26 protein-coding genes are annotated in these 26,207 nt (G+C 68.3%); 14 read left to right on the top strand and 12 right to left on the bottom strand.

The features are described from left to right. The first annotated feature begins 39 nt into the window (after nt 1-39). Entirely contained in the window at nt 40-450 is a 411-nt protein-coding gene (locus AC30PD_RS19340; protein WP_489537313.1) for a hypothetical protein, read from the top strand. A gap of 43 nt (nt 451-493) precedes the next feature. On the opposite strand, the gene AC30PD_RS19335 is transcribed toward AC30PD_RS19340, so the two are convergent. The 11 genes from AC30PD_RS19335 to AC30PD_RS19285 are packed head-to-tail and all read right to left on the bottom strand — an operon-like array spanning nt 494 to nt 13,706. Further along, nucleotides 494-4,051 (bottom strand): molybdopterin cofactor-binding domain-containing protein, encoded by a 3,558-nt coding sequence (locus tag AC30PD_RS19335; RefSeq protein ID WP_489537312.1) that lies wholly within the window; start codon nt 4,049-4,051, stop codon nt 494-496. Continuing rightward, complete coding sequence (locus AC30PD_RS19330; RefSeq protein WP_489537311.1) at nt 4,048-4,515, bottom strand: (2Fe-2S)-binding protein; 468 nt, start codon at nt 4,513-4,515, stop codon at nt 4,048-4,050. Before AC30PD_RS19330 ends, AC30PD_RS19335 begins: the two co-directional genes overlap by 4 nt. Before the next feature lie 8 nt (nt 4,516-4,523). Next, nucleotides 4,524-5,234, bottom strand: a complete 711-nt coding sequence (pncA, locus tag AC30PD_RS19325) for a bifunctional nicotinamidase/pyrazinamidase (RefSeq protein ID WP_489537310.1) — start codon at nt 5,232-5,234, stop codon at nt 4,524-4,526. A 56-nt stretch (nt 5,235-5,290) separates the two neighbouring features. Further along, a complete protein-coding gene (locus AC30PD_RS19320; RefSeq protein WP_489537309.1) occupies nt 5,291-6,016 on the bottom strand; it encodes an ABC transporter ATP-binding protein in 726 nt (241 codons plus the stop codon). After that, nucleotides 6,013-6,777, bottom strand: coding sequence for an ABC transporter ATP-binding protein (locus AC30PD_RS19315; RefSeq protein ID WP_489537308.1), 765 nt, complete (start codon nt 6,775-6,777; stop codon nt 6,013-6,015). The genes AC30PD_RS19320 and AC30PD_RS19315 overlap by 4 nt, the downstream gene beginning before the upstream one ends. Next, entirely contained in the window at nt 6,774-8,663 is a 1,890-nt protein-coding gene (locus AC30PD_RS19310; protein WP_489537307.1) for an ABC transporter permease, read from the bottom strand. Before AC30PD_RS19310 ends, AC30PD_RS19315 begins: the two co-directional genes overlap by 4 nt. A 28-nt stretch (nt 8,664-8,691) precedes the next feature. Continuing rightward, entirely contained in the window at nt 8,692-9,903 is a 1,212-nt protein-coding gene (locus tag AC30PD_RS19305) for an ABC transporter substrate-binding protein (protein ID WP_489537306.1), read from the bottom strand. Nucleotides 9,904-9,954: 51 nt separating this feature from the next. Then, a complete protein-coding gene (locus AC30PD_RS19300; RefSeq protein ID WP_489537305.1) occupies nt 9,955-10,539 on the bottom strand; it encodes an amino acid synthesis family protein in 585 nt (194 codons plus the stop codon). Nucleotides 10,540-10,557: 18 nt separating this feature from the next. After that, nucleotides 10,558-11,208 carry an amino acid synthesis family protein gene (locus AC30PD_RS19295; protein ID WP_489537304.1) on the bottom strand — a complete coding sequence of 217 codons (651 nt, stop codon included), beginning with the start codon at nt 11,206-11,208 and terminating at the stop codon, nt 10,558-10,560. A 7-nt stretch (nt 11,209-11,215) separates the two neighbouring features. After that, a complete protein-coding gene (locus AC30PD_RS19290) occupies nt 11,216-12,103 on the bottom strand; it encodes a UPF0280 family protein (protein WP_489537303.1) in 888 nt (295 codons plus the stop codon). A 1-nt stretch (nt 12,104) separates the two neighbouring features. Further along, nucleotides 12,105-13,706, bottom strand: a complete 1,602-nt coding sequence (locus AC30PD_RS19285; protein WP_489537302.1) for a 6-hydroxynicotinate reductase — start codon at nt 13,704-13,706, stop codon at nt 12,105-12,107. Between the two features lie 168 nt (nt 13,707-13,874). Between AC30PD_RS19285 and AC30PD_RS19280 the strand changes: the two genes are divergently transcribed. The 4 genes from AC30PD_RS19280 to AC30PD_RS19265 all read left to right on the top strand — a co-directional run bounded on the left by AC30PD_RS19280 (nt 13,875) and on the right by AC30PD_RS19265 (nt 16,964). Continuing rightward, nucleotides 13,875-14,648 (top strand): ferredoxin--NADP reductase, encoded by a 774-nt coding sequence (locus tag AC30PD_RS19280; RefSeq protein WP_489537301.1) that lies wholly within the window; start codon nt 13,875-13,877, stop codon nt 14,646-14,648. Between the two features lie 10 nt (nt 14,649-14,658). Next, nucleotides 14,659-15,327, top strand: coding sequence for a TetR family transcriptional regulator (locus AC30PD_RS19275; protein WP_489537300.1), 669 nt, complete (start codon nt 14,659-14,661; stop codon nt 15,325-15,327). A 67-nt stretch (nt 15,328-15,394) separates the two neighbouring features. Next, a complete protein-coding gene (locus tag AC30PD_RS19270; RefSeq protein ID WP_489537299.1) occupies nt 15,395-15,580 on the top strand; it encodes a YgaP family membrane protein in 186 nt (61 codons plus the stop codon). A gap of 28 nt (nt 15,581-15,608) precedes the next feature. Beyond that, nucleotides 15,609-16,964, top strand: a complete 1,356-nt coding sequence (locus AC30PD_RS19265; RefSeq protein ID WP_489537298.1) for an MBL fold metallo-hydrolase RNA specificity domain-containing protein — start codon at nt 15,609-15,611, stop codon at nt 16,962-16,964. Nucleotides 16,965-16,992: 28 nt separating this feature from the next. On the opposite strand, the gene AC30PD_RS19260 is transcribed toward AC30PD_RS19265, so the two are convergent. Next, on the bottom strand, nt 16,993-17,415 hold the full coding sequence (locus tag AC30PD_RS19260; RefSeq protein WP_489537297.1) for a universal stress protein: 423 nt from the start codon (nt 17,413-17,415) through the stop codon (nt 16,993-16,995). 171 nt (nt 17,416-17,586) lie between these two features. On the opposite strand from AC30PD_RS19260, the gene atzF reads away from it, so the two are divergent. From atzF to AC30PD_RS19215, 9 genes are all read left to right on the top strand, one after another. Further along, a complete protein-coding gene (gene atzF / locus AC30PD_RS19255) occupies nt 17,587-19,422 on the top strand; it encodes an allophanate hydrolase (RefSeq protein ID WP_489537296.1) in 1,836 nt (611 codons plus the stop codon). A gap of 48 nt (nt 19,423-19,470) precedes the next feature. Next, a complete protein-coding gene (locus tag AC30PD_RS19250) occupies nt 19,471-20,484 on the top strand; it encodes an ABC transporter substrate-binding protein (RefSeq protein WP_489537295.1) in 1,014 nt (337 codons plus the stop codon). Between the two features lie 3 nt (nt 20,485-20,487). Next, on the top strand, nt 20,488-21,327 hold the full coding sequence (locus AC30PD_RS19245; protein ID WP_489537294.1) for an ABC transporter permease: 840 nt from the start codon (nt 20,488-20,490) through the stop codon (nt 21,325-21,327). Nucleotides 21,328-21,329: 2 nt separating this feature from the next. Beyond that, complete coding sequence (locus AC30PD_RS19240; RefSeq protein WP_489537293.1) at nt 21,330-22,151, top strand: ABC transporter ATP-binding protein; 822 nt, start codon at nt 21,330-21,332, stop codon at nt 22,149-22,151. 24 nt (nt 22,152-22,175) lie between these two features. Then, nucleotides 22,176-22,382, top strand: coding sequence for a DUF4089 domain-containing protein (locus tag AC30PD_RS19235; RefSeq protein ID WP_489537292.1), 207 nt, complete (start codon nt 22,176-22,178; stop codon nt 22,380-22,382). Then, nucleotides 22,382-23,797 carry an AtzE family amidohydrolase gene (locus tag AC30PD_RS19230; protein WP_489537291.1) on the top strand — a complete coding sequence of 472 codons (1,416 nt, stop codon included), beginning with the start codon at nt 22,382-22,384 and terminating at the stop codon, nt 23,795-23,797. Before AC30PD_RS19235 ends, AC30PD_RS19230 begins: the two co-directional genes overlap by 1 nt. After that, nucleotides 23,794-24,177: an oxalurate catabolism protein HpxZ gene (gene hpxZ / locus AC30PD_RS19225; protein WP_489537290.1), complete on the top strand. Its 384-nt coding sequence runs from the start codon at nt 23,794-23,796 to the stop codon at nt 24,175-24,177. Before AC30PD_RS19230 ends, hpxZ begins: the two co-directional genes overlap by 4 nt. 33 nt (nt 24,178-24,210) lie before the next feature. Further along, nucleotides 24,211-24,915 carry a GntR family transcriptional regulator gene (locus AC30PD_RS19220; protein ID WP_489537289.1) on the top strand — a complete coding sequence of 235 codons (705 nt, stop codon included), beginning with the start codon at nt 24,211-24,213 and terminating at the stop codon, nt 24,913-24,915. Nucleotides 24,916-25,068: 153 nt separating this feature from the next. Next, a complete protein-coding gene (locus tag AC30PD_RS19215; RefSeq protein ID WP_489537288.1) occupies nt 25,069-26,184 on the top strand; it encodes a BMP family ABC transporter substrate-binding protein in 1,116 nt (371 codons plus the stop codon). Nucleotides 26,185-26,207: the final 23 nt, after the last annotated feature.

The raw sequence follows: 26,207 nt of genomic DNA, 5'->3' as shown, positions 1-26,207 counted from the left end.
ACGCCTTGTTCCGTGAACTTCCGAAGCCAAGGAGAACCCATGAACCACCGCCGTTGCATGACCGCCGTCTGCCTTCTGCTGAGCTTGACCTTCGGCAGCGCGTTCCCTGTATCCGCCAAGCTTCACCCGGCTCAGCTCGGTCTGAATGCCACCGGAACGACCTGCGATACCGGCAAGAAGGGAACGTACACCTACACGGCCCGTTGGCGCGCCAGCCCTGCCGCCAGCTACACCGTGCACACCGGCAATCAATGCCAGGTCAGGGCCCAGATCTGCGGCACCGCGTTGTCCACGGGCTGCGCTGTGACTTGCGACGCCAAGGGCGCGTGCAGCGCCCCTTTGAATGCATGCCTCGCCACGGGTGCCGCCGCCGGCCAGTGGGTGAAGGTTCTGGGGAGCGATGGCGGGTGGCAACAAGTCAAGGCATTGGCACCTGGCAAGTGTTCGTAGCGCCTCAAGTCGACTGAAGAACGCCCTGCACTTACGCCCAACCTCAGTGTGCCGCTGCGCGCACCCGCGCGCTCGCCGCCTCCAGATCAACCCACGCCGCCTTGCCCGGCGCAAAGCGCTGCCGCATCCAGGCCGCGAGCTCCGCGACCTGCGCGTCGCTCAGGTGGTGGCGGAACGCCGGCATGAAGCCGATGTCTTTCGTGGCCGGCTCTTGAATGCCTTCGAGGATCACGCGCAGCAGGTTGTCGGGCCGTGCACTGTGCAGGTTGCTGTTGAGCGCGAGCGGGATGTTCTGGCCCAGCAGCACCGGGCCATCGCCGTCGTGGTGGCAGGCACCGCAGGCGGTGCTGAAGAGGCGCTGCGCCGGTCCGGCGAGAGTGCGCCCCTGCGCCGCGCTCTGCTCGACGAGCGCGGGCGCCGATGCGATGTCGTTCGGCTGCGTGGCCGGCGTGTTGAGCGACGCCAGGTAGACCGCCATCGCCCGCACGTCCGCCTCTGGCAGTTGGCCGAGTTGCTGCACCACCGGCGCCATCGGGCCGCTCGCGCTGCCGTGCTCGGCCGAGTGGCCGTAGCGCAGGTAGCCGAACAACTGGCTTTCGGTCCACGGCACCGGCGCATGGCTCAGTGACGTGAGCGGCGGCGCTTCCCAACCGTCGACCACCGCGCCGGCCAGGTAGGCGCTGCCGCCCCGCTCGGCACCGAGTGCGTTGCGTGGCGTGTGGCAGCCGCCGCAGTGGCCCAGGCCGTTGACGAGGTAGGCGCCGCGGTTCCATTCGGCCGATTGCGTGGCCACCGCGGGCACCGGGCCGGGCGCGAGGTAGAGCGCGTTCCACAGCGCCATCAGCGGGCGCACGCTGAACGGGAACGCGAGCTTCGTTTCGGGCACGGCCGACGACACCGCCGGCTGTGCCATCAGGTAGGCGTACAAGGCCGTCAGATCGTCGTCGGTCATCTGCGTGAACGCGGTGTACGGGAACGCGGGGTACAGGTGCTGGCCGTCGCGCGACACGCCTTCGCGCATCGCGCGTTGAAAGGCGCTGAACGACCACGCGCCGATGCCGGTGGCCACATCGGGGGTGAGGTTGGTGGTGACGACGCGGCCGAACGGTGTTTCCATTTCGCGGCCGCCGGCATTGGGCACGCCGCCCGTCGCGGTGTGGCAGACGATGCAGTCGCCCGCGGCCGCGAGCACACGCCCGCGTTCGATGGTGGCGGCGGTGTAGACACTCGCGCTCGTCCCCGTCACCGGCGCGATGGCAGAACGCCAGCCGAGCAGCGCTGCGCCGAGGCCGACGATGCCGGCCGCGAGCGCTGCAGCCTTTGCCCAAGTGCTGCGTTGGCGTGGCCACGGCGCGTTGTAGGGCGTTGTGGGCACCGCGCTGGCAAGCAGCGGCGGCGATGCGCTCGGTTCCGTCGACACGTTCAACGCCGCACGTACCACCTCGGGCGTGAACGGCGGCTCGCGAAAGCGCACGCCGGTCGCGTCGAAGATGGCGTTGGCGATCGCTGCCGTGCCGGGCACCGACGACGACTCACCCGCCCCCAGCGGCGGCTCGCCCGGCCGCGGCATCATCATCACCTCGACGACCGGCACCTCGCGAAAGCTCAGGATCGGGTAACTGCCCCACTCGCGCGCCGCCGGCAGGTTCGTCTTCGCATCGAGCGGCAGCGATTCCTTCAGCGCGCGGCTGGTGGTCTGCAGCACGTTACCGTGGATCTGGTGCTGCACGCCGGCGGGGTTGATCATCAAGCCCGCGTCGTGGCCCACGACGACACGGCTCACGTGCACGTCGCCGGTCTCGCGGTTCACTTCCACGTCGGCCACCCACGCGGCCCAGGCTGCACCGAAGCCGGGGAACTTGCTGTGCACGTAGCGCGCATAGGCGAAGCCCTGGCCCTTGAGCAGCGGGCCGTCGCTCGGCTGCTGCTGCGGCTGCGTGTGCGCGAGCCAGCCGGCGCGCGCGGCGGTCGCCCTCACGAGCTCGCTCGCACGCTGGTCGTTCAGGTGCTGCAGGCGAAACGCCACCGGGTCGGCGCCGGCCGCGGTGGCGAGCTCGTCCACGTACGACTCGTGGGCGAACGAGTTCGGCAACGCCGACACGCCGCGCAACCACGAAGCACGCAGGATCGGCGCCATGTCGTTGGCCACGACGCGCAGGTTCTTGTAGTCGTAGGGCGGCACGGCCGTGCGGTCGCCCATCTCGTAGGCGGTCGACGCGGGTTCGACCGTGCGCGTGAGCAGCAGCGCCAGCGTGGGCGCGCCGTTCGACGGGTACGAGGTTTGAAAGTCGTACGCCGCCACGCTGGCGTCGGCGTTCAGCCCACCGTTCACCTGCATCAACTGCGCCGCGCCCTTGGGTTCCCACAGATGTTCCTGCTCGCGCGAGAGCTGCACGCGCACGGGGGCGCGCACGGCACGAGAGAGCAGCGCCGCATCGGCCGCCACGTCGTCGGCGCAGTTGCGGCCGTAACAGCCGGCGGCTTCCATGCGCACCACGTCGATCGTGGTGTCGGGCAGGCCGGTCAGCAACGCCAGGTCGGCGCGCAGCACGTGCGGGTTCTGCGTGCCGGCCCACACGGTCATCGCGTTTTCGCGCCAGTCGGCCAGCGCGCACGAAGGGCCGATCGAGGCGTGCAGCTGGTAGGGCCAGACGTAGTTGCGCTGCATCGGTTGCGCGGCATTCGTGATCGCGCCCTCGATGTCGCCCCGCTCCAGCAGCACGCGCCGCGTGGACGGGTTGTGGCGCAACGCGTTCTGCAAGTCGCCGAGCGGCTGCATGCCGGGCCACGGTTTCCACACCACCTTCAACTCGCGCATCGCCGCTTCGGCGTGTTCTTCGCGTTCGGCCACGACGCCGACGAAGTCGCGGATCACCACGACCGCGCGAATGCCCGGGATGTGCGCGATCGATGTTTCATCGACCGATTCGAGCGTGTTGCCCACGAACTCGCCGGCATCGACACCGGCATACGGCGGGCGCACCACCCGGCCGTGCAGCATGCCCGGCAGTCGCTTGTCGTGCACGAAGGTCTCGGCGCCGGTCGCCTTGGCCGTCAGGTCGACACGCGGCGCGTCGGTGCCGACGAGGCGGTAGTCGTTCGGCGACTTCAGCGGCGCGTCGAACGAGAGTGCGAGTTCGACATGCCGGCCGTGCAGCAGCGCGTGGTGATCGACCGGCGCGCCGCCCGCATGGGCCACGAGCCAGGCCCGCGCCTGCGCCGCCGCCTGCCGCAAAGGCACGGCATGGATCTGGATCGACGCACTGGCGATCGTGGCGCCCTGGTTCGGCACGAGCGCGGTGCTGCCCAGCACCATGTTGACGGCGCCGAGTTCGACCTCGAGTTCTTCGGCCACGATCTGCGCCAGGGCCGTGCGCAGGCCGGTGCCGAGGTCGACGTGGCCGTGCAGCGCCGTGACGCTGCCGTCGCTCCACACCGCGATCAAGATCTCGTCGCCCTCGGCCGGGTTGGCCGGCACGGCGGCGGGTTGCCCGGCGACGGGCGGCGCGGGTGGCGGCGGCGCGCGCGTCACCAGCAACACGCCGCTGGCAGCGCGCAGGCTCGCGCGGCTCGTCGGCGTGTCGGCGCGGCGTGGAGTCATGCCTCGGTGTTCATCAGTGCGGCCGCACGTTGCACGGCCTGCAGGATCTCGACGTGCGCGCCGCAGCGGCACAGGTTGTGCGCGAGCGCGTCACGCGCCTGCTGCTCGCTCGGCCGCGGCTGGCGCTGCAGCAGCGCGACCGTGCTCATGACCATGCCGTTGAGGCAGTAGCCGCACTGCGCCGCCTGGCACTCGACGAAGGCCTGCTGCACCGGGTGCAGCCTGCCCGCCACGGCCAGGCCTTCGAGCGTGGTGACGTGCCGGCCTGCGATGCCCCCGACCGGGATCACGCACGAGCGTGCCTCGACGCCGTCGACCAGCACCGTGCAGGCGCCGCATTCGCCGAGACCACAGCCGTACTTCGGGCCGTTCAGCCCGAGGTCGTTGCGCAGCACGTTCAGCAGCGGTGCGTCATGCGGCACGGCCAGCGTGTGCGGCTGGCCGTTGACCGTGAGCGCGATCACAGGTTGCGTCAGGCGATGTCGCTCGACTGGATGCGCTTCACGCCCTTGGCGGTCATCTGCTTCCAGGCCGCGGCGAGCGAGCCGTTGAGGTCGATGCCGCGCGTGGCGTCTTCGATCACGTAGACGTTGAAGCCGGCCTTGCGCGCGTCCATCGCCGTCCAGGCGACGCAGAAGTCGGTGGCCAGCCCGGTCACGTACACGGTCTTGATGCCACGCGCCTTCAGGTAACCGGCGAGACCCGTCGCCGTCTTGTGGTCGGCTTCCTCGATCGCCGAGTAGCTGTCCATCTCCTTGTGAAAGCCCTTGCGGATGATGATCTGCGCCGTGGGCAGCTTCAGGTCCTTGTGCAGCGACGCGTCTTCGGTGCCCTGCACGCAGTGGTCGGGCCACAGCACCTGCGTGCCGTAGCTCAGCTTGGTGGTCTCGAACGGCTTCTTGCCCGGGTAGGTGCTCGCGAACGAAGCGTGGCCGGGCGTGTGCCAGTCTTGCGTGACGACGATGTTCTGGAACGCGGCCGAGAGTTTGTTGATGACCGGCACCACCGCCTCGCCGTCTTTCACCGGCAGCGTGCCGCCGGTGACGAAGCAGTTCTGCACGTCGACGACGATCAGTGCGCTCTTGCCGTCGGGCGTGATCTTCGCAGCGGCGAAGCTGTGGCCGGTGGCGGCGGAAAGGCCGGTGGCAGCCAGGGCTTTCAACAGAGTTCTGCGGGTGCTCATGGGTGGACTCCTCGGGGTGGGTGGCGAAGCTGGGGCGGGGCGGCGCGCCGGGTGGCCTACACGCTCAGGTAGGCGCGGCGCACTTCTTCATTGGCCGACAGTTCAGCCATCGAAGCCTGGTAACGGATCTGGCCTTTTTCGAGCACGTACGCCCTGTCTGACACCAGCTCCGCGAAATGCATGTTCTGCTCCGACAGCAAGATGCTCACGCCCTGCGCCTTGAGCTCGAGGATCATCTGCGCCATCTGCTCGACGATGACTGGCGCCACGCCTTCGCTCGGCTCGTCGAGCAACACGACGAAGGGGTTGCCCATCAGCGTGCGTGCCACGGTCAGCATCTGCTGCTCGCCACCGCTCATGCGGCCGCCGGGGCGGTCGGGCATTTCGCCGAGGTTGGGGAAGAGCTTGAACAGCCGCTCGGGCGTCCACACCGGCGCGGCGCTGCCGTCGGGCCAGGTGCGCGCGGGTTGTTTGCCGACCTCGAGGTTTTCCATCACCGTGAGGTCGGCGAACACGCGCCGGTCTTCGGGCACGTAGCCCAGGCCGAGGCGGGCCACGTCGTGCGGTTCGGCTTTCGACACGTCTTTGCCGAGAAAGCCGATCGTGCCCTTGCGCTTGGCGAGCAGGCCCATCAGCGCCTTCAGCGTGGTGGACTTGCCGGCGCCGTTGCGGCCCATCAGCGCGACCACTTCACCGCGGTTCACCTGCAGGTCGACGTCGAACAGGATGTGGGCGGCGCCGTACCAGGCGTTCAGCCCTTTCGCTTCGAGGAGCGTTGTCATGCGGTGGCTTTCTCGAAGGTCTTGCCCGTGCCGAAATACACCTCCTGCACTTTCGGGTGGTCGCGAATTTCGGCCGGCTTGCCTTCGGCGATCAAGCGCCCGCGCGCCAGCACGATCAGGCGGTCGGCATACGCGAACACCACGTCCATGCTGTGTTCGGTGAACAGCACCGCCATGCCGCGCTCGACCACGAGGCGCTTGGTCAATGCCATCAGCTCGTTGCGCTCTTTGGGCGCCATGCCGGCGGTGGGCTCGTCCATCAGCAGCAGCTTCGGGGCGTTGGCCATCGCGATGGCGAGTTCCACGCGCTTCACGTCGCCGTAGGCCAACACGCTGCACGGCCGCTCGGCCTGCGCTTTCATGCCGACCTGGTCGAGCAGCGTGAGCGCCTCGTCGCGCTTGTGGTGGGCGGCACGCTTCCAGAGTTGGTAGAGCTTCGCGTCGGCCGAGATCAGGGCCATCTGCACGTTCTCGACCACCGTGAGCGAGGCAAAGGTTTCGGCGATCTGGAAGGTGCGGCCCACGCCCTGGTGCCAGATGTCGCGCGGCTTGCGGCCGATGAGCTCGACACCGTCGAGCACCACCGAGCCGGTGTCGGCGCGCAACTGGCCATTGACCATGTTGAAGGTGGTCGTCTTGCCGGCGCCGTTGGGGCCGATCAGCGCGAGCAGTTCACCGGCGGCCACGCTGAAGCTCACGCCATCGACGGCGCGGTTGCCGCCGAAGGACTTGCCGAGATCCGTGACTTTCAGCAGGCTCATGCCTTCGCCTCGCGCCGCCGCTCGAACAGGCCACCCACGAAACCGGCGATGCCCTGCGGGAACACCAGCACGATCAGCAGGATGATGCCGCCCAGCAGCGCTTTCCAGTAGTCGGTGTTGCGCGCCACCGCGTCTTGCAGCCAGGTGAAGGTGACGGCGCCGACGATCGGCCCGGCCAGCGTTTGCAGGCCGCCGAGCAGGACCATCACCAGGCCGTCGACGGAGCGCCCCACGTAGACCGCGTCGGGCGAGATGCTGCCCTTCGAATACGCGTACAGCGCACCGGCCAGCCCCGCGAACACCGCGGCGATCACGAAGGCGACCCACTGGATGCGCTTCACGTCGATGCCGATCGCATCGGCGCGCAGCGGTGAATCGCGCCCCGCACGCATGGCGTAGCCGAAGGGCGCGAACAGCGCACGCCGGATCAGTAACACGCCGCCGACCACCAGCGCGAGCGTGAGGTAGTAGTAGGTCTGCTTGTCGGCCAGCCACTCGGCCGGCCACACGCCGGTGAGACCGTTGCTGCCGCCGGTGAAGTCGTCCCACTGGAACACGACCGACCAGACGATCTGCGAGAACGCGAGCGTGAGCATCGCGAGGTACACACCCGACAGGCGCACGCAGAACCAGCCGAACACCAGCGCGCCGAGCGCGGCCACGAACGGCGAGAGCGCGAGCGCCACCTCCATGGGCAGGCCGAGCGAACGCACAAGCAGTGCGGCGCCGTAGGCCCCGAGCCCGAAGTAGGCGGCGTGGCCGAAAGAATGCATGCCGGCCGGGCCCATGATGAAGTGCAGGCTCGCGGCGAACAGCGCAGCGGTGAGCAGGTCGATCGCGAGCACGGTGAGGTAGGGCGAGCCGGCCGTGGCCACCGGCCACGCGACCAGTGCGATCAGGAGCAAGGCGCCGGCGATCTTCAAGGCCTTGTCGGCCTGGCGCAGCGGCGCTTCGGCCGGTGCCGAGTTGCGGCTCACGGCTTGCGGCTTGCCGAGCAGGCCCCAGGGCCGCACGACGAGCACGACCGCCATCACGAGGAATTCGACGACCAGCGTGAGCTTCGAGAAAGAAAAGCTGAAGCCACCCAGATCGACGTTGCCGATGCCGATGCAGATCGCCTTGATCTCGGCGATCAACAAGGCCGCGACATACGCACCCGGTATCGAGCCCATGCCACCGACGACGACGACGACGAAGGCGTCGCCGATCGTCAGCAAATCGAGCCCGAGGTTGGCCGGCTCGCGCGGCAGCTGCAGGGCGCCGCCGAGCCCGGCGAGCATGGTGCCGAGCGCGAACACCGCCGTGAACAACCAGGCCTGGTTCACGCCCAGCGCACCGACCATCTCGCGGTCTTGCGTGGCGGCGCGCACCAGCGTGCCCCAGCGCGTGCGCGTGAGCAGCAGCCACAGCAGGCCGAGCACGAGCGGGCCGACGACGATGAGGAACAAATCGTAGGTGGGGAAACGCCGTCCGAGGATGTCGACCGCGCCCGACAAGCCCGGCGCGCGCGGGCCGAGCAGGTCTTCGGCGCCCCACATCCAGAGCGCGGCGTCCTTGATGACCAGCATCAGCGCGAAGGTGGCGAGCAGCTGGAACAGCTCGGGCGCGCGATACACACGCCTGAGCAACACGATCTCGACCACGGCACCGACCACGCCGACGGCGAGCGAGGCCAGCAGCAGCGCCGGCCAGAACCACAGGCCGCCCCCGAGCTTGTCGGCCAGCATGTAGGCGATGTAGATGCCCAGCATGTAGAACGAGCCGTGCGCGAAATTGACGATGCGGGTCACGCCGAAGATCAGCGACAACCCGGCACCGACCAGGAACAGCGAGGAAGCGCCGGCCAGGCCGTTGAGGAGCTGGACGACGAAGCCGGAGAAGTTCATGCGCGCAGGCGGGGCTCGGGAAACCGAATCAGTTGGGTGCGCGCAGCGTCTTGACCTTTTCGTTGCTCGGCAGGAACTTCGCGCCGTCGAGGTACTTGTAGTCGACCATCACGCCCTTGCCGCCTTCGTTCTTGGTCTTGCCCACGTAGGCGCCCATGGTCGACTGGTGGTCTTCGGCGCGGTACGTGAACTTGCCGAACGGCGAGTCCATCTGCAGGCCTTCGAAGGCGGCGACGAGCTTGTCGGTCTCGGTGCTCTTGGCCTTCTTGGCGCCGGCGGCGATCGACTTGATCATGGTGTAGCCGACGACCGAGCCCAGGCGCGGGTAGTCCTTGTACTTGGCGTGGTAGGCCAGGAAGAAGGCCTTGTGCTCGGGCGTCTGGATGCCGTACCAGGGGTAGCCGGTGACGATCCAGCCGCTCGGGGTGTCTTCTTTCAGCGGGTCGAGGTACTCGGGTTCGCCGGTCAAGACGCTGACCACTTCCTTGCCCTGGAACAGGCCGCGGGTCGTGCCTTCGCGAACGAACTTGGTCAGGTCGGCGCCGAACAGCACGTTGAAGATCGCGTCGGGCTTGGCGTCGGAAAGCGCCTGCACCACGCTGCCGGCGTCGAGCTTGCCGAGCGGCGGCGCCTGCTCGGCGACGAATTCCACGTCGGGCTGCGCGGCCTTGAGCAGTTCCTTGAACGCGGCCACGGCCGACTGTCCGTATTCGTAGTTGGGGTACACGATCGCCCAGCGCTTTTTCTTCAGCTTGGCGGCTTCGGGCACGAGCATCGCGGCCTGCATGTAGGTGCCGGGGCGCAGGCGGAAGGTGTACTTGTTGCCACTGCCCCAGATGATCTTGTCGGTGAGCGGCTCGCCGGCGAGGTAGAAGAACTTCTTCTGCTTGGCAAAGTCGGTCAGCGCGAGGCCGGTGTTCGACAGGAAGGCGCCGGCCAGCACATCGATCTTCTCGCGCGAGAGCAATTCTTCGGCGGCGCGCACCGCGTCGCCGGGGCTCGCGTTGTCGTCGCGCGTGATCAGCTCCAACTTCTTGCCGTTCACGCCGCCGGCGGCGTTGATCTCTTCGACGGCGAGTTCCATGCCCTTCTTGTAGGGCTCGAGGAAGGCGGGCTGCGCCTTGTAGCTGTTGACTTCACCGATCTTGATCGTGCCCTGCGCGAGTGCGCCGAGCGGCAGCACCGAGAGGCCCACCACGAGGCTGGCGGCGGCCAGTGCGATCTGTCTGCGTTGTGTCATCAGGTGCTCCTTGGGGTTCAGGATGAAAAAGGATTGTGGAATGAGTGCCGATCAGCGCAAGCCGTCTTCACCCTTGATTTCGCTCATCCGCAAGCCACCGATGCGCGGCAGTGGCCGGCCGCTGTCGGTGACGACGACGCAGACCACGATCTCATTGGCACGCGGCGCGTCGGCCACGCGCGCTTCCATCGCGTCGAAGTGGCTGCGCACGAATGCGGCGTCTTTGTGCCCGAGCGGCACGTCGATGGCGGCGCCCAGGCCACCACGCTTCTTGGCCGAAGGCACGAGGGCCGCGCCCTTCTCGACCGCCTTGCGCAAGGGCGCGCCGAGCTTGGGGTGCAGGATCGCGGCGGCGTGTTCGAGTTCGCCGGCTTCTCCGACGATGGCGGCCTTGCCGTAGCTCTGTGCTTCGTTCGGCGCGATGCCGAGCGCCTGCACGCATTTGTCGCCGAGCAGGCCGCCGAGCTCTTCGCCGATGTTGATCAGCGCGTCGAGGTTTTCTTCATACCGGCCGGCGAACGGGTTGTCGATCACGGCCATCGCGAGCGCACGGCGTGTCGGCGGGTCGATCGCCTTGCCCATCTCGATGCGGGTTTCGTCCACCTGAACGACGAGTTTTCTGATCTTCGCGAGCATGTTCGTGATTCCTTCGTTTCAGCGCAGGCCGTTCCACTGCGCGATGTCTTGTGCCTTCAGCCCGCCGACCCGCGCATGCACTCGCGCGCCGGTGCTCATCACGAGAAAGAACACGATCTCGTCGGGCAGCGGCGCACCGGGCACACGCACTTCGATCGCGTCGAAATGGCTGCGCACGTAGGCGGCGTTGATGTGGGTCATGGGCACGTCGAGCGTGGCGCCCGGGCCGCCGACCTTCTTGGTGGATGGCACGATGGCCAGCGCGTTGCCGGTTTGCGCGCCCGCGGCACCGGCGGCCGGCGCCTTGCCTTGCGCATACGCGACGCGGTCACCCTTCCAGCCCAGCAGTTCGCGCATCGCGTAGCCGCCGGGCACGTGCCAGAGCGCGCCGTGTTCGAGCTCGCCGTTGGCGCCGACGATGGCGCCCTTGCCGTAGCACTCGATGCGCTCGACGGGCAGGTCCATCGCGGCGCGCAGGCGCTGCGCCATGTCGATGCCGACCGGCTGCAGCGCGTCCATCATCGGCACGATGTCTTCGACGTAGCGGCCGGCGAACGGGTTCGTCAGCACCGCGCCGATCGCACCGCGGCGCAAGGGCACGGCGGCGGCCGGGCCGAACTCGTGGTGGATGTCTTCGACATGCGTGAAGACGCGGCGGATTTCGATCATGTTTTCGTTAAGCAAATACTGAACCAAGTTCGGCAGCCACGTTGGCCGGGCCGGGTGCTTCAACGCGAAGCATGCGATGTTGGCATACCAGCACCGCAGAGTGAATCAGGCCTTCACGCTGCAGGTCGCGGGCGCGGCGCTCGCCGGCCTGCAGTGCGCGAGCCACCTGCGCTTCTTCGAGTGGCGGCACGTCGACCGTGACCGCGATGTCGCCGAGGTCGGAGTCGTCCTTGAGCTGGTTCGCCGGGCGGCGCTGGATGCTCGCGTCGTTCACATTGACCGCGTTCGCGATCACGGTGGCGGCGGCATCGGCCATCGCGGCGGTGCGCGCGAGCACGGTCACGCTGTCGGCGATGCCGAGCGAAAAGCTGCGCCCGCGCCAGCCGCTGGTGGCGATGCCACGCACCGGCATCGCGGCACGCACCTCGAAGTGGCCGTCGGTCGGCAGCGTGGCTTGTGCAGGGTCGAAGCGCGCCAGGTCGGCGAACAAGCCCACCTTCACCGCCGCGCCGGGCGCCAGGTGCAGCGCGATGTCGCCGCCGTTGTTGACCCAGGCGCGCGACACCCCTTCGCGTGCATAGCAGCCGATCAATTCCTGCGCGACCGACCCCGCCACCGCCGCCATCGGCGTGATGAACTGCGAGTGGTACGGCCGGCACGCATGCCACATGCGACGCGCGATCACACCTTGCAAAGCGCACGGCCCGCGCACAGGCAGGCGCAGCGTGCGCAACTCGGCCACGAGCTCGGGCAACACGGTCTCGAAGCGTGCCCAGGCCGCTGCGTGCGCGGCGGCCACCGCGGCGGCATCACCTTCGGCGCCGATCACGATGTCGATCGGGCCGTGCTGGAAGTGCCAGCGGCCAGCGTCGAGCAAGGCTCGTTGTGCTTGCATGTCAACCCAGCAGGGGCGGCTGCCCCAGCGGCCACGCGTTGCCCGAAGGCAGCGTTTCGAAACGCCGCGCGGTCGGCGCACCGTCGTTGTGCCACGCGCCGCTGCGCAGCACGTCGGCGAGCGAACGCACGTACTCGGTGTGGCCGCCGAGGGCTTCGTATTCGTCGCGCCGCATGCTGAATTCGATCGGCGCCACGATCGCCGGCGTGGGCACGGTGCCGAAGCTCTGGTCGGGCATGCGCATCACGTCGACCATCACCGTGATGCCGCCGCCTGGCCACACGTAGGCCGGTGCGCCGCCGCAGGTCACGTTGACCACGGCCTGCTTGATGCGGCGCGTGAGATGCACCGGGTTGTCGGTCACGCCGGCGCGCAGGCTGCCACCGGCACCGCCGAGAAACAGCACCGTGGTGAGCGAGGGTTCGCAGTTCTCGCCGATGCGCTCGACCACGTGGCGGATCGCCGCCGGCATCGGTGCCGGCTGCGGCACGAGCGCTTCGTCGAGCACGTACCAGCTCGAGTGCTCGCCGGTGGTCGAGACCATCAGCAGCCGCAGACCCGGCCAGGCGACGGTGTCGTCCCAGCCTTCGATGATCGACAGCGGGTCGGCGATGTCGGTGCCGCCCCAGCCGGTGCCCGGGTTGGCGACCTGAAAGTAACGCCCGGGCGTGGATTTGCGGCCGCGAATCTTGATGCCCGAGGGCCGCATGTCGAGGCAACGCCCGGCCTGGTGCAGCGTGAGCACGCCGGTGATGTGGTCGTCGACGACGACGACTTCATCGGCTTGGCCGAAAAACTGCTTGGCGAAGATGCCGACGGTCGCCGAGCCGCAGCCGACCCGCATGCGCTGTTCTTCCACGCCGTTGACGATGGGCGCGCGGCCTGCCTGGATCACGACCTGCGCACCACCGTCGATCGAGAGGTCGACCGCTTGCTTGTTGCCGAGCGCCAGCATCATGTCGCAGGTGACGCGCCCTTCTTTCTTGCTGCCGCCGGTGAGGTGGTGCACACCGCCGAGCGAGAGCATCTGCGAGCCGTATTCCGCCGTCGTGACGTGGCCGACGACCTCGCCCTTGCAGCGCACGTTGGCCTGCTCGGGGCCGAGCCAGCGGTCGGTGTCGATCTTCACCTTGAGGCTGCAGTAGCTGAAGATGCCTTCGGTGACGACGGTGACCATGTCCACGCCCTCGAGCTGCGAGGCGACGATGAAGGGCGCGGGTTTGTAGTCTGGGTAGGTGGTGCTGGAGCCGATGCCGGTGACGAAGATCTCGTCCTGCGCGGCAAGCGGGTTCGCGGTGGCTGCGCTCTCGGCATCGGCGCTGCGCGCCACAAAAGGCACCAGCGCCGCGTCGCCCGCCTCGACGGTGCGCCGCAGCAGCACGACCGGGTCGACGCGGATCAGCACACCTTCGGCATTGGCATACCGGTCGCAGGCCCCGGTGCGCCCGGGCGAGATCTGGCACAGCACCGGGCAGGCGTTGCACTCGATCTTGTCGCTGGCCATGCGCTCGCTGCGCGGGCGCGATTTGTCGAGCACCTGCGGCGAGGCGTCGGGCAGGGGCATCAGTTCGGGCAGGCCGTCGGTCTTGGTGTGTTCGGTCATGCCAGCACGCTCCGGTTAGGATTCGGCCCCTTGACCTGCATCATCCCCGGGCAGCGGAGTTTCATGTAGTATTTACTGAACGACGGTGTTGTGAATGCTACATGGCCGATGCGGCCAGCGCAACACCGGGAAGCCCCCATCCCCGCCCACCCATTCGCCCAGATCACCATGAGTGCATTCAACGAAGAGCGCGTGCTGAGCGTGCACCACTGGACCGACAAGCTGTTCACGTTCACGACCACGCGCGACCCGGCGCTGCGGTTCTCGAACGGCCACTTCACGATGATCGGCCTGCGCATCAACGGCAAGCCGCTGCTGCGCGCCTACAGCATCGTCAGCGCCAACTACGAAGAGCACCTCGAGTTCCTGAGCATCAAGGTGCCCGACGGCCCGCTCACCTCGAAGCTGCAGCACCTGAAGGTGGGCGACACCATCATCGTCGGCAAGAAGCCCACCGGCACGCTGCTGATCGACTACCTGAACCCCGGCAAGCGCCTGTACATGCTTTCCACCGGCACCGGCATGGCGCCGTTCATGAGCATCATCCGCGACCCCGACACCTACGAGCGTTTCGAGCAGGTGATCCTGGTGCACGGCGTGCGCAACAAGGACGAACTGGCCTACCACGACCTCGTCACCAAACACTTGCCGGCGCACGAGTTCCTGGGCGAGATGGTGAGCAGCAAGCTGCGCTACTACCCCACCGTGACGCGCGAGGCCTACAAGAACATGGGCCGCGTGACCACGCTGATGGAATCGGGCAAGCTCTTCACCGACCTGGGCGTGCCGCCGATCGACCCGGCCGAGGACCGGGTGATGATCTGCGGCAGCCCCGGCATGCTGCGCGACATCAAGCACATGCTCGAAGGCAAGGGCTTCAAGGAAGGCAACACCTCCAAGCCCGGCGACTTCGTCATCGAACGCGCGTTCGCGGAACAGTGAGCTGGCACGCATGACCGCCGCGCCAGTGCGCAAGCCGGGTGTCCGCGCGCTGGCCGCCCAGGCCACGCGCGACAGCATCCTGCGCGCGGCGACCAAGGTCTTTGCCAAGCACGGCTACGCGGGCGGGCGCATCGAGCAGATCTCGAAGGCGGCCAAGTCGTACGACCGCATGATCTATTACTACTTCGGCAGCAAGGAAGGCCTGTTCATCGCCGTGCTCGAAGAGATGTACCGGCGCTTCAACGAAGCCGAGTCGAAACTCGTGCTCGGTGAGGCCGGGCCGGTGCAGGCGCTGCAGGCGGTGATCCGTTTCATGTGGGGCTACTACCAGAAGAACCCCGAGTTCATCACCTTGCTCAACACCGAGAACCTGCACCGCGGCAAGCACATCTCGAAGTCGCTGCGGGCGAGCGAGTACTCGTCGCAGGCGGTCAGCGTGCTGGGCGACGTGCTCGCGCGTGGCGCCCGCCAGAAGCTGTTCCGCAGCGACATTTCGGCGCGCGACGTCTACCTGATGATCGCCGCGCTGGCCTACTTCTACCTCTCGAACCGGTTCACGTTGTCGGCGTTCCTGGGCGAAGAACTGGAGACGCCGGCCGCGCTCGCGCACTGGGAAAGCTTTCTCGTCGACGCGGTGCTGCGCACCGTGGCCGTGGCGCCGGCCCTGCCACCAGCTTGACCCAGCGCAAAGCGCCGAGGCGCGGTCGGGCGCATCCTGAGTTCTCAAGAAACAACAGGAGCAAGACATGACGGCAAACGTAGGCACCGTGGACCGCGCTGCGCGCATCGCCTTCGGGCTGGCCTTGATGGTCGCCGCGGCCATGGGTTGGATCGGCGTCTGGGGCTGGCTCGGCGTGGTGCCTCTGGCGACTGGCGTGTTCCGCTTCTGCCCCGCCTACCTGCCGTTCGGCCTGAGCACCTGCAAGCGCTGACCGCGGCACAGGGCCTGCGCCCGCCACGATGAACATCAGCTTCTTCGGCGCGGCCGACACCGTGACCGGCTCGCGCCATCTGGTCGAGATGGCCGGCCGGCGCGTGCTGCTCGACTGCGGGCTGTTCCAGGGCTTCAAGACCCTTCGCGAGCGCAACTGGCAGCCCTTCCCGGTGGCGGCGGCCGACATCGACGCCGTGGTGCTGAGCCACGCGCACCTCGACCACAGCGGCTGGCTGCCGGTGCTGGTGCGCGAAGGTTTCAAAGGGCCGGTCCACTGCTCGCCCGCCACGCGCGACCTGGCAGAGGTGCTGCTGCTCGACAGCGCCCACCTTCAGGAAGAAGACGCGCGCCGCGCCAACCGCCGCGGGTTCTCTCGCCATTCGCCGGCCCTGCCGCTGTACACCACCAAAGATGCCGAGCGCGCACTGGCGCGTTTCGTGCCGATCCCGGCCGGGCGCCTGGCGCGGGTCGGCGCGCTGCGGGTGTCGCTCACGCCGGCGGGGCATCTGCTCGGCGCCAGCGCGGTCACGCTCGCCGCGGCTGACGAAACCCTTGTGTTCTCGGGTGACCTGGGCCGCAGCGACGACCTGCTGATGCCGGCGCCCGAACTCATCGCCCAGGCCGACGTGTTGCTGGTCGAGTCGACCTACGGCAACCGGTTGCACCCGGCCGACGACGTGCAGCAGGAGCTCGGCGCGATCGTGCGCGCCACCGTGCGGCGCGGTGGCTCGGTGCTGCTGCCCTCGTTCGCGGTCGGCCGCGCGCAGGCGCTGATGCTGTGCATCCAGCGCCTGAAGGCGGAGGGCAGCATTCCGGCCGAGCTGCCGGTGTTCCTCGACAGCCCGATGGCCACGCGCGCGACGGCGCTGTACCACCAGCACCGCCGGCTGCTGCGCCTGCCACCGCGTGAAGCCGCGTTGCTGGGCGAAGGCGTGACCGTGATCGGCTCCCCGCAGGAATCGGAAGCGCTGAGCCGGTCGCCTTACCCCGCCATCATCATTTCGGCCAGTGGCATGGCCACCGGCGGGCGCGTGTTGCACCACCTCAAGGCGCTGGCGCCGCACCCGCGCAACCACATCGTTTTCCCCGGCTTTCAGGTCGCGGGCACACGCGGCGCCAAGCTCGTCGAAGGCGCGCGCGAGGTCAAGATCTTCGGCGACTACGTGGCCGTGAAAGCGCAGGTCAGCCACCTCGAAGGCTTTTCGGGCCACGCCGATGCGAACGGGCTGCTCGACTGGCTGCGCGGTTTCAGGCAGCCACCGCGCCAGACCTTCGTGGTGCACGGTGAACCGGCCGCCAGCGACACGCTGCGGCTGCGCATTGCCGACGAACTCGGCTGGCCGGTGCGGGTGCCGGAACAGGGGTCGACGGTGAACGCGTGAGCCGCGCGGCGCTCTGCGCGCCAGCGTCTCAGCGCACCAGCAGCACCGGCGTCTTGCAGTTCGCCAGCACCTTGGTGGCGACCGAGCCGAGCACCAGGTTGCCGAGCAGGCCGTGGCCGTGCGAACCCATCATCAGCAAGTCGAACTTGCCGCTGTCGGCCAGCTTGGCGATCATGGCGGCGGGGTGGCCGACCTTGCTGACGAAGCTCGCCTCGATGCCCTGCTTCTTGAAGAAGCTGCGGATCGGCTTGAACACGGCTTCGGCTTCGCTGTCGTAGTAATTCTTCACCGTCTCCCTGTCGACGAAGGCCGCGGCGCCGTTCGGCACGGCGAGCACGCCACAGAACACGGTGTACTCGTGCTGCGCCCCGAGCCACTCGTCGTGCGCCGCCAGGTAGGCCAGCATGCGCTTGGTGTAAGAACTGCCGTCTGCTGCAACGAGGATCTTCATCGCGCGCCTTTCGCTTGCCGTGGATGAGCCAGTGTGTGGCGGCGCGGCCAGGCGCGGCTTGCCCCAGATCAAGCCCGGGGCGATTCGCCCGGCCCCACCCGAGCAGCTGGCCACAGGCACGATTCCTGCTGTGCACTCGCTTGTATACCAACAAGAGCACCAACAAGTCGCATGGCCTCGAACGCCCCGCTCACACTGCCCGAATGGCGCCAGGCCTACGCCGAAGGCGCTTCTGCGCTGGCGCTGCTGCAGAGCCTGCGCCAGCGCCTGCTCGAACAAGGCCCGCGCGAGGCCTGGATCACGCTCACCGGTGCCGCCGCACTCGAAGCCGGCGTGCGGGCCATCGAAGCCCGGGCCGCGCTGCACCCCGATCGCGCCACGGCGCTGAAGGCCATGCCGCTCTTCGGCGTGCCCTTCGCCGTCAAAGACAACATCGACGTGCTGGGCCTGCCCACCACCGCCGCCTGCCCCGGCTTCGACCGCCCGGTCACGGCCGACGCCACCGCGGTGGCCCGCCTGCTCGATGCCGGCGCGGTCTGCATGGGCAAGACCAACCTCGACCAGTTCGCCACCGGCCTGGTCGGCGCACGCTCGCCTTACGGCCGCCCCAGCAGCAGCTTCGACCCGGAACGCATCAGCGGCGGCTCGAGCTCGGGCTCGGCGGTCGTGGTCTCGCGCGGCGACGTGCCGTTCGCGCTCGGCACCGACACCGCCGGCTCGGGCCGCGTGCCGGCAGGCTTCAACAACATCGTCGGCCTGAAGCCGACACCGGGCCGCGTGAGCTGCGCCGGCGTGGTGCCGGCCTGCCGCAGCCTCGACTGCGTGTCGGTGCTCGCGCTCACCGTGGCCGACGCCGCCGAAGTGCTGGCCGCGATGGAAGGGCCCGACCCGGCCGACGCCTACAGCGCGTTCCGCACCGGTGCGGCGCAGCCCAAAGCGGTGCTGCGCGTCGGCGTCCCGATCGACCCGGTGTTCGCCGGTGACATCGGCTACGAAGCGTCCTACGCGCAGGCCGTCGCACAGGTGCAATCGCTCGGCCACAGCGTGGTGCCGCTCGACTTCTCGCCGCTGCTCGCGGTGGCGCGCCTGCTCTACGGCGGGCCGTGGGTCGCCGAGCGCCACGCCGTGGTGCAGGCGCTGATGGAAAAGAGCCCCGAGGTCATCGACCCCACCGTGCTGCGCGTGATCGAGGCGGCCGCGAACTACAGCGCCACCGACGCTTTCCGCGGCCAGTACGCCCTGCGCGAAGCGCAGCGCAGAACGGCCTCGCTCTGGCAGCAGGTCGACGTGCTGATGGTGCCGACCGCACCGGCGCACCCGACGCACGCCGAAATCGACGCCGACCCGCTGGGCGCGAACGCCTTGCTCGGCACCTACACCAACTTCGTCAACCTGCTGGGCTGGTGCGCGCTCGCGCTGCCGGCCGGCTTCACCGAAGCAGGCCTGCCGTTCGGCGTGACCTTCATCGCGCCGGGCTCGGCCGACACGGCGCTGGCGCATTTCGGCCAGTCGTGGGAGATGAGCCTGCAGCTGCCGATGGGTGCAACCGGGCGGCCGTTCGCGGCCTCCGGCGGCGCCGCCTGGCCGGCCAGCGCGCCGACGCTGCCGATCGCTGTGGTCGGTGCGCACCTGAGCGGCCTGCCACTGAACGGCCAGCTCACCGAACGTGGCGCCACCTTGCGTGAGGCCACGCTCACCGCACCGCACTACCGGCTGTTCGCGCTGCCGAACACCACGCCGCCCAAGCCCGGCCTGCTGCGCGCCAGCGGCTCCGAAGCCGGTGCGTCGATCGCCGTCGAGGTGTGGGACGTGCCGCTCGACCAGGTCGGCTCGTTCCTTGCGTTGATCCCACCGCCGCTCGGCCTGGGCAGCCTGGAGCTGATCGGCGGCCGCTGGGTCCACGGTTTCATCTGCGAAGCGCACGCGCTGGCCGAAGCGCGCGATGTCACGGCCTTCGGTGGCTGGCGCGCCTTCATGCAGGCGGGCGGCGCGACGGCAGCGCCGTGAGCGGCCTGCGCGTTTCCTGATTCTTCACCGTCACTTCTGGAGATTCACATGAGCCAGCTCCCCTTTCTTGCCACCGTCGACCCGCGCCGCCGGCGCCTGATCACCGCGGCCGCTTCCGGTGCGGCGCTGGTCGGCATCGGTGCGCCGCGCTGGGTGCGTGCACAGGCCGGCCCGAAGATCCGCATCGGTTACTGGCCCGTGGCGGCCGGCCTGCCGTTCTTCGCGGCGATCGAGAAGGGCTACTTCAAGGAAGCCGGCCTCGAGGTCGAAGCCCTCAAGTTCGCCGGCGCGCAGCAGGTGATGGAAGCGATGCTGTCGGGCCGCTCCGACGGCAGCTCGAATGGCACCGGCTCGGCCAATCTGGCGATCGGCGAGATCGCGCAGCCCGGCCTGTTCAAGATCTTCGCCACCAACCCGAGCAACGCGAAGCACGTGCTCGAAGAGTTCCTCGTGCCCAAGGACAGCCCCATCAAGACGATGGCCGAGCTGAAGGGCAAACGTGTCGCTTCAGGCCCCGGCATCCAGAACGTGACCCTCGCCAAGACCATGCTCGAAAAAGCCGGTGCCGGCGTGATGAGCGTGACCGAACTGCCGATCGGCCAGCACGTGGCGGCACTCGCCGCCGGGCAGATCGACGCGGCCTACACGCTGGAGCCCACCGGCACCATCGGGCGGCTGAACGGCACGACCCGGGTGCTCGAAGCCGGCGTGGTGGCGCACTACATCCTCGGCGACCCGATGGCGCCCTGGCACGGTGGCTCGGCCAGCCTCACGAGCGAGTTCATCAAGAAGTACCCGGCCGAGACGAAGAAGTTCATCGCGGCGTATGCGAAGGGCATCGAGCTGGTGCGCACCAAACCCGACGAAGCGCGCCAGTTCATGAAGGGCTACACCGCGATCGAAGGCGCACTCGCCAACGAAGTGCCGCTCGCGTCCTACATGCTCTACAACGAGTTCAAGGCGAGCGACGTGGCGTACTTCCAGAAGTTCTACGACCTGTTCTCCGACAAGGGCATCTTCGAGAAGAAGGTGGTCGTGGAACCGCTGCTCTACAAGGCTTGAGCCATGCGCGACGCCTCGCAGACCGCCCTGGCCGCAACCGCCAAGCCCTGGAGCGGCTCGACCGACGGCTCCAATGCCCCGCCGAGCAAGTTCAGCTGGGGCAAGCTGCTGCCCTTCGTGGGCCCGGTCGCCTTGTTCATCATCTGGGACCTGGTCGTGCGCGCCGGCCTGATCAAGGTGATCCTGCTGCCCACGCCGTCGGCCACGCTCTATGCGCTGGTCACCGGCCTGGCGGGCGGGCCGCTGCTGATGGACTTCATCGTCACCGTGATCCGCACGCTCGAAGCCTTCCTGATCGCGGCCGTGGTCGGCGTGCCGCTCGGCGTGCTGCTCGGCAGCAACGAAAAGGCCTACCGCAGCGTCGAGTTCCTGATCGACTTCTTCCGCTCCACGCCGTCGTCGGCGTTGATCCCGCTGTTCCTGCTGATCTTCGGGGTCTCGGACATCAACAAGGTGGCGATCGCGGCTTTCGGCGCCTTGCTGATCGTGCTGTTCAACAGCGCTTACGGCGTGATCAACGCGCGCAAGCAGCGCGTGATGGCGGCCAAGGTGATGGGCGCGTCGCGCTGGCAGATCTTCAAGGACGTGCTGATCTGGGAAAGCCTGCAACCCACCTTCGTGGGCCTGCGCTCGGCGGTGTCGATGGCGCTCGTGATCGTGATCGTGGCCGAGATGTTCATCGGCTCAGACAACGGCCTGGGCCACCGCATCATCGACGCGCAGCAGGTGCTCAACGTGAAGAGCATGTACGCGGCGATCCTGGCGGCGGGCGCGCTGGGCTATGCATTGAACGTGCTGTTCCTGATCCTGGAACGCAAGATCGTGCACTGGAGCGGGAGATAAGCATGAGCGAAGTCCTGAACGCTGCCGTGGTGGCGGACGTGCCCGAACGCCCCTTCGAGCCCGGCCCGGCCGGCACCCACATCACGATCCGTGGCCTGACGAAGTATTTCGCCGGCTGGCCGCTGTACGAGAACTTCGACCTCGACATCCCCAAGCACCGAATCGTGTCGGTGTTCGGGCCGAACGGCTGCGGCAAGTCGACGCTGATCAACATGATCGCCGGCCTCATCCCCATCGACTCGGGCCAGATCCTGTTCGACGGCAAGAGTCTGAAAGACACCAAGATCGGCTACGTGTTCCAGAACTACCGCGAAGCGATGTTCCCGTGGATGCGCACCATCGACAACATCGCCTACCCGCTGGTGCTCGAAGGCCGCAGCAAGGCCGAGGTCGACCGCCGCATGGCCGAGCTGGTGGCCTCGTTCGACGTGAAGTTCGACCTGCGGCGCTACCCCTACGAACTCTCGGGCGGGCAGCAGCAGACGGCGTCGATCATGCGCGCGCTCGCGCCCGGCCCCGAAGTGCTGTTCCTCGACGAACCGTTCTCGGCGCTCGACTTCGAGATGACGCTCTTCATCCGCGAGAAGCTGCAAGAGGTGTTCATGCAGACCGGCACGACCATGCTGCTGGTGTCGCACGACCTCGAAGAAGCGGTCTACCTCGCCGACCAGGTGCTGCTGCTGACCAAGCGCCCGACCAAGGTGGCCGAAATCTTGCAATACAACGACGCGCGCCCGCGCACCGTGGCCACGCTGTCTGAACCCAGCTTCGTGGCGGCCAAGAAGCTGAGCCTGGAAATCTTCCAACGCGAGGTGCGGCGCTGACTTTCCAGAAAGGCCCGCCCGTCGATGACTCCCGCGCAGATCGAAGCCTATGTGGACGCCGCTTCGGCCGCGTTGAACCTGCCGCTGAGTGCCGAGCACCGGCCCGGGGTCTTGCATTACTTCGCGCTCGCCGCCGGCATGGCCGATCTGCTGGCAGCGCATCCCTTGGCGATCACCGACGACCCGGCCGAAGCCTTCGTGCCGGTTTCACCGCCCGGCGGGCAGGCCTGATGAACGCGAATGAGTTGCTCGCAGGCAGTGCCGCCGACATGGCCGCGGCGGTGCGCAGCGGCGCCATCAGCGCCAGCACGCTGGTGCACGCGAGCCTGGCGCGCATCTGCGACACCGACAAACGGGTCAACGCCTTCACCGACGTGACCGCGCAGCGCGCCCTGCAGGCCGCTTCGGCACTCGACGCCCGGCTCGCCGTGGGCGACACCACCGTGAAGGCGCTGCCTCTGCTGGGTGTGCCTTTCGCGGTGAAGAACCTGTTCGACGTGACCGGCCTCACCACGCTCGCCGGTTCGAAGATCGAACGCGGCCAGCCCGCGGCCACGCGCGACGGCCCGCTGGTGGCGCGCCTGCAGGCCGCCGGCGCGGTGCTCGTGGGTGCGCTGAACATGGACGAATACGCCTACGGCTTCACGACCGAGAACACGCACGAAGGCGCCACGCACAACCCGCACGACCTGGCGCGCACGGCCGGCGGTTCGTCGGGCGGGTCGGCCGCGGCGGTGGCCGCCGGGCAGGTGCCGTTCACGCTCGGCTCAGACACCAACGGTTCGATCCGCGTGCCGTCATCGCTGTGCGGCACCTTCGGCCTGAAGCCGACCTATGGCCGGCTGCCGCGCAACGGCAGCTACCCGTTCGTCGCGAGCCTCGACCACCTGGGGCCTTTCGCGCGCAGCGCCAGCGACCTGGCGCTCGTCTACGACCTGATGCAGGGTTTCGATGCACATGACCCGGCCTGCGTGGCGCGACCGGCCGAGCCGACGGGCGAAGCGCTCGGCCTGGGCGTTGGCGGCCTGCGCATCGCCACGCTCGGCGGTTATTTCGTCGACCACGCCGGTGCCGAGGCGCGCGCCGCCGTCGCGCGGGTCTCGCAGGCGCTGGGCGTGACACGCAGCGTCGAACTGCCCGAGGTGGCGCGCGCACGCGCTGCCGCGTTCATCATCAGCAACGCCGAAGGCGCGGCGCTGCACCTGCCCGACCTGCGCACGCGTGCGACTGATTTCGAGCCGCTGTCGCGCGACCGTTTTCTCGCCGGCGCCCTGCTGCCTGCCGTGTGGGTGCAGCAGGCCCAGCGCGTGCGGCGCTGGTTCGCGCTGCGCGCGGCCGAATTGTTCCAGGACGTCGACGTGCTGCTCGCACCAGCCACACCGTGCGCGGCCACGACGCTCGGCACCGAGTGGATCGAGATCAACGGCCAGCGCCTGCCGGCGCGGCCGAGCATGGGACTGCTCACGCAGCCGATCTCATGCATCGGGCTGCCGGTGTGCGCGGTGCCGGTGTGGGGCTGCCACCCGGCATTGCCGATCGGCGTGCAGGTGATCGCCGCGCCGTGGCGCGAAGACCGGGTGCTGCGCGTGGCGCATCATCTGCAAAGCCTCGGCGTCGCCTCGTCGCCGGTGGCCCAGCTCACATGAACACACAGATCAATCTGCCCGACGTGCTGGCCGAAGTGACGGCCGTCTTCACACGCTACGAAGACGCGCTCGTCAACAACAAGGTCGAGGTGCTCGACGAACTGTTCTGGGACTCGGCGCTGACGGTGCGCTACGGGGCCGCCGAGAACCTGGTCGGCATCGAAGCGATTCGCGCTTTTCGCCTCGCGCGGCCGGCGGCCGGGCTGGCACGGCGCCTGTCGAACACCGTGATCACGACCTATGGCCGCGACTTCGCCACCGCAATGACCGAATTCCACCGCGACGGCAGCCGCCGCCATGGCCGGCAGAGCCAGACCTGGGTGCGTTTGCCGCAGGGCTGGCGCGTGGTCGCGGCGCACGTGAGCCTGATCGACTTGTGATGCTGCGAAAGCCGGCTCGCTAAGATCGTCGCCATGACTGCCGCCGTGACGACCCCGCTGCCTGCTGCCCGCGCCAACCTCGCGGAGCAGGTGTACGCCACGCTCAAGGCGCAGATCCACGACTTTCAGCTGGTGGCCGGCGACCGCTTCTCCGAGGCCGAACTCGGCAACCGGCTCGGAGTAAGCCGCACGCCGGTGCGCGAGGCGCTGTTCAGGCTGCGCAACGAAGGTTTTCTCGATGTCGAGCCCAAGCTCGGCTGGTTCGTCAAGCCGATCGACTTCGGCAAGCTCGAGCAGCTCTACGACCTGCGCATCGTGCTCGAGCTGGCCAGTGCGCTGCGCCTGTGCGCCCGAACCGAAGACCCGCCCGAGCTCGACGCGCTGAAAGACATCTGGCTCGTGCCGGTGGCCGAGCGGCTGACCGACGCGCGACAGGTCGGTGCGAACGACGAGCAGTTCCACGCCACGCTGGTGCGCGCGGCCGGCAACGACGAGATGGCGCGGGTGCACTGGGACGTGACCGAACGGATCCGCATCATCCGGCGGCTCGACTTCACACGGCCCGACCGCATCGAGGCCACCTACACCGAACACGCGAAGATTCTTCGCGCCGTGATCCAGCGCAAGCCAGACCAGGCCCAGCTGCTGCTGAAGACGCACATCGAGCAGAGCAAGGCCGAGGTGCGCAAGATCACGCTGCACACGCTGCACGAGGCGCGCGCGCGGCTGGCGCAGTAAAGCGCGCCGCTCTGTGCGGCGCCGGGGCCACGCCCCACCCTCCGCAGGCCCACGAGCCGCCCGATGCAGGCATGCGTCTTGCTGAATGCCACTCGGTATACCAGAGCGTGCACCAAAGTACGGCGCAACCCCTTACATCGCGGAGAAACTCCCATGACGAACCCTCTCGACACGTCCCGCCGCCGCGCCCTGGCGCAGCTTTCGGCCCTGACCGCGGCCACGCTGTCGCCCTGGACCCTGCGCGGCGCGGCGGCCCAGGCACCGCTGACCGTTGGCGTGATCTACGTCGGCCCGCGTGACGACTTCGGCTACAACCAGTCGCAGGCGGCCGCCGCGGCCGAGATCAAGAAGATGCCCGGCATCAAGCTCGTCGAAGAAGAGAACGTGCCCGAGACCGCCGCCGTCACCAAGACCATGACCGGCATGATCAAGCAGGACGGCGCCAAGCTGCTGTTCCCCACCTCGTTCGGTTACTTCGACCCCTACCTCATCACGCTGGCCGCCAAGGAAACCGACGTGCGCTTCGCCCACTGCGGCGGCATGTGGACCGAAGGCAAGCACCCGAAGAACACCGGCAGCTACTTCGGCTACATCGACGAGTGCCAGTACCTGAACGGCGTGATCGCCGGCCACATGAGCAAGAGCAAGAAGCTCGGCTTCGTGGCCGCCAAGCCGATCCCGCAGGTGCTGCGCAACATCAACGCCTTCACGATGGGCGCACGCTCGGTCGACCCGAAGATCACCACCACGGTGATCTTCACCGGCGAGTGGTCGATGCCGGTGAAAGAAGCCGAAGCCACCAACAGCCTGGCCGACCAGGGCGTCGACGTGTTCACGATGCACGTCGACTCGCCGAAGGTGATCGTCGAGACCGCCGCCAAGCGCGGCAAGATGGTCTGCGGTTACCACGTGAGCCAGGCCAAGCTCGCGCCCGCCGCCTACCTGACCGGCGCCGAGTGGAACTGGACCACGGTCTACAAGACCATCGTCGACGCGGCACAGGCGGGCAAGCCGCACCCGAACTTCTCGCGCGGCGGCCTGAAAGAAGGCTACGTGAAGATGTCGCCCTACGGCTCGATGGTGCCGGAGCCTGCGAAGAAGATGGCCGACGCCATCAAGGCCAAGATGCTCGCCGGCGGTTTCGACATCTTCGTCGCCGGGCTGAAGAACAACAAGGGCGCGGTCGTGGTGCCCACGACGCTGAAGCAGACCGACCCGGCGCTCGAAGGCATGAACTACCTCGTCGAAGGCGTGATCGGCTCGGTCTAGGCACGCATTTCGCGAGGCCGAGC

This window comes from Rhizobacter sp. (genome assembly GCF_032229685.1).
GTDB lineage: Bacteria > Pseudomonadota > Gammaproteobacteria > Burkholderiales > Burkholderiaceae_C > LMDS01.
This window is presented reverse-complemented; position numbering and strand designations above follow the sequence as displayed.

Bases quoted from the DNA above. Each gene is read 5' to 3' on its own strand.
- AC30PD_RS19220 (WP_489537289.1), top strand. From the start codon at position 24,211: ATGACTGCCGCCGTGACGACCCCGCTGCCTGCTGCCCGCGCCAACCTC.
- AC30PD_RS19275 (WP_489537300.1), top strand. From the start codon at position 14,659: ATGACCGCCGCGCCAGTGCGCAAGCCGGGTGTCCGCGCGCTGGCCGCC.
- AC30PD_RS19340 (WP_489537313.1), top strand. From the start codon at position 40: ATGAACCACCGCCGTTGCATGACCGCCGTCTGCCTTCTGCTGAGCTTG.
- AC30PD_RS19290 (WP_489537303.1), bottom strand. From the start codon at position 12,103: ATGCAAGCACAACGAGCCTTGCTCGACGCTGGCCGCTGGCACTTCCAG.
- AC30PD_RS19315 (WP_489537308.1), bottom strand. From the start codon at position 6,777: ATGAGCCTGCTGAAAGTCACGGATCTCGGCAAGTCCTTCGGCGGCAAC.
- AC30PD_RS19260 (WP_489537297.1), bottom strand. From the start codon at position 17,415: ATGAAGATCCTCGTTGCAGCAGACGGCAGTTCTTACACCAAGCGCATG.
- AC30PD_RS19265 (WP_489537298.1), top strand. From the start codon at position 15,609: ATGAACATCAGCTTCTTCGGCGCGGCCGACACCGTGACCGGCTCGCGC.
- AC30PD_RS19215 (WP_489537288.1), top strand. From the start codon at position 25,069: ATGACGAACCCTCTCGACACGTCCCGCCGCCGCGCCCTGGCGCAGCTT.
- AC30PD_RS19310 (WP_489537307.1), bottom strand. From the start codon at position 8,663: ATGAACTTCTCCGGCTTCGTCGTCCAGCTCCTCAACGGCCTGGCCGGC.
- AC30PD_RS19270 (WP_489537299.1), top strand. From the start codon at position 15,395: ATGACGGCAAACGTAGGCACCGTGGACCGCGCTGCGCGCATCGCCTTC.
- AC30PD_RS19320 (WP_489537309.1), bottom strand. From the start codon at position 6,016: ATGACAACGCTCCTCGAAGCGAAAGGGCTGAACGCCTGGTACGGCGCC.
- AC30PD_RS19250 (WP_489537295.1), top strand. From the start codon at position 19,471: ATGAGCCAGCTCCCCTTTCTTGCCACCGTCGACCCGCGCCGCCGGCGC.
- pncA (WP_489537310.1), bottom strand. From the start codon at position 5,234: ATGAGCACCCGCAGAACTCTGTTGAAAGCCCTGGCTGCCACCGGCCTT.
- AC30PD_RS19285 (WP_489537302.1), bottom strand. From the start codon at position 13,706: ATGACCGAACACACCAAGACCGACGGCCTGCCCGAACTGATGCCCCTG.
- AC30PD_RS19230 (WP_489537291.1), top strand. From the start codon at position 22,382: ATGAACGCGAATGAGTTGCTCGCAGGCAGTGCCGCCGACATGGCCGCG.
- hpxZ (WP_489537290.1), top strand. From the start codon at position 23,794: ATGAACACACAGATCAATCTGCCCGACGTGCTGGCCGAAGTGACGGCC.
- AC30PD_RS19300 (WP_489537305.1), bottom strand. From the start codon at position 10,539: ATGCTCGCGAAGATCAGAAAACTCGTCGTTCAGGTGGACGAAACCCGC.
- AC30PD_RS19235 (WP_489537292.1), top strand. From the start codon at position 22,176: ATGACTCCCGCGCAGATCGAAGCCTATGTGGACGCCGCTTCGGCCGCG.
- AC30PD_RS19295 (WP_489537304.1), bottom strand. From the start codon at position 11,208: ATGATCGAAATCCGCCGCGTCTTCACGCATGTCGAAGACATCCACCAC.
- AC30PD_RS19280 (WP_489537301.1), top strand. From the start codon at position 13,875: ATGAGTGCATTCAACGAAGAGCGCGTGCTGAGCGTGCACCACTGGACC.
- atzF (WP_489537296.1), top strand. From the start codon at position 17,587: ATGGCCTCGAACGCCCCGCTCACACTGCCCGAATGGCGCCAGGCCTAC.
- AC30PD_RS19240 (WP_489537293.1), top strand. From the start codon at position 21,330: ATGAGCGAAGTCCTGAACGCTGCCGTGGTGGCGGACGTGCCCGAACGC.
- AC30PD_RS19245 (WP_489537294.1), top strand. From the start codon at position 20,488: ATGCGCGACGCCTCGCAGACCGCCCTGGCCGCAACCGCCAAGCCCTGG.
- AC30PD_RS19305 (WP_489537306.1), bottom strand. From the start codon at position 9,903: ATGACACAACGCAGACAGATCGCACTGGCCGCCGCCAGCCTCGTGGTG.
- AC30PD_RS19335 (WP_489537312.1), bottom strand. From the start codon at position 4,051: ATGACTCCACGCCGCGCCGACACGCCGACGAGCCGCGCGAGCCTGCGC.